This is a genomic window from Streptococcus sp. GMD4S, assembly GCF_000296955.1.
Genome location: NZ_AJRE01000168.1, coordinates 1 through 2,148 on the forward strand (window position 1 = coordinate 1; position 2,148 = coordinate 2,148).

A 2,148-nucleotide genomic window follows, 5' to 3' on the forward strand; every position below is an offset into this window, starting at 1 on the left:
TATCCAGTGACACCAAGGAAAATGAGTACTTTACTATGTCGGTCCTTGATAATACAGCTCTTATTGAAGGGCGTGGCGCTAACGGGGAACAGTTCTATGATAAGTATACAGATGCTCCTTTGAAAGTTCGCCCAGGACAATGGAATTCCGTGACCTTTACTGTCGAACAACCGACAGCGGAGTTACCTCATGGTCGAGTTCGTCTCTATGTGAACGGTGTCTTATCTCGAACAAGTCTAAAATCTGGGAACTTCATCAAAGATATGCCAGATGTTAATCAAGCTCAACTTGGAGCAACCAAACGGGGCAAGAAAACAGTTTGGTCCTCAAATCTACAAGTCCGAAACCTAACCGTTTATGATCGTGCTTTAAGCCCAGATGAAGTTCAAACACGAAGTCAATTATTTGAAAGAGGTGAATTGGAACAGAAACTACCAGAAGGTGCGAAAATCTCTGAGAAAGAAGACGTCTTTGAAGGTGGTAGGAACAATCAACCAAATAAAGATGGTATCAAGAGCTATCGTATCCCAGCTCTTCTCAAGACAGATAAAGGAACGCTGATTGCAGGTGCAGATGAACGCCGTCTCCATTCGAGTGACTGGGGTGATATCGGCATGGTCATTAGACGCAGTGAAGATAATGGAAAAACATGGGGAGACCGAATCGTAATCTCAAATCCTCGTGACAATGAGCACGCTAAACATGCAGAATGGCCATCTCCAGTTAATATTGATATGGCCTTGGTGCAAGACCCTGAAACAAAGAGAATTTTTGCAATTTACGACATGTTCCTTGAAAGTAAGGCAGTATTTTCATTGCCGGGGCAAGCTCCGAAAGCTTATGAACAAGTGGGAGATAAAGTTTATCAAGTTTTATATAAGCAAGGAGAATCAGGTCGCTATACGATTCGAGAAAACGGAGAGGTTTTCGACCCTCAAAATAGAAAGACAGATTATCGTGTTGTCGTTGACCCTAAAAAACCAGCCTACAGCGATAAGGGAGATTTGTATAAAGGGAATGAGCTAATCGGAAATATTTATTTTGAATATAGCGAAAAGAATATTTTTAGAGTTTCCAATACCAACTACCTATGGATGTCCTACAGTGATGACGATGGGAAGACTTGGTCTGCACCAAAAGATATTACTCATGGGATTCGGAAAGATTGGATGCACTTCCTAGGAACTGGACCTGGTACTGGCATTGCCTTGCGTACAGGGCCTCATAAGGGAAGACTGGTGATTCCAGTTTATACAACAAACAACGTTTCCTACCTAAGTGGTTCTCAATCATCTCGTGTAATTTATTCAGATGATCATGGAGAAACATGGCAAGCAGGGGAAGCAGTTAATGATAACCGCCCAGTAGGCAACCAAACCATTCACTCTTCAACCATGAATAATCCAGGTGCCCAAAATACGGAGTCAACTGTTGTTCAGTTGAATAATGGGGATCTCAAGCTCTTTATGCGTGGGTTGACTGGTGATCTTCAGGTTGCGACCAGTCATGATGGGGGAGCAACGTGGGATAAGGAAATCAAACGTTATCCTCAAGTAAAAGACGTTTATGTTCAAATGTCCGCTATTCACACCATGCATGAAGGAAAGGAATACATTCTACTCAGCAATGCTGGTGGTCCTGGACGCAACAATGGTTTGGTTCACCTGGCTCGTGTTGAGGAGAATGGTGAGTTGACATGGCTGAAACACAATCCTATACAAAGTGGTAAGTTTGCATACAACTCGCTCCAAGAACTCGGAAATGGCGAATATGGTTTGCTTTATGAGCATGCGGATGGCAATCAAAACGATTATACTTTATCCTATAAGAAATTCAACTGGGATTTCTTAAGCAAAGACAGAATATCTCCTAAAGAAGCAAAAGTAAAATATGCTATTCAAAAATGGCCAGGTATTATAGCCATGGAGTTCGATTCGGAAGTATTGGTCAACAAGGCTCCGACCCTTCAATTGGCAAATGGCAAGACAGCAACCTTCATGACCCAATACGATACAAAAACTCTCCTATTCACAATAGATCCAGAGGATATGGGTCAAAGAATTACAGGTCTAGCTGAGGGTGCAATTGAAAGCATGCACAATTTACCAGTTTCTTTAGCTGGCTCTAAACTAAGCGATGGTATTAATG

Annotated in this window: 1 protein-coding gene; it reads left to right on the plus strand. The window is 42.1% G+C overall.

The annotated features are described in order from the left end of the window. Positions 1-2,148 (plus strand): sialidase family protein (locus GMD4S_RS08225; protein WP_000314232.1); only part of this gene is annotated, 2,148 nt, incomplete at both ends.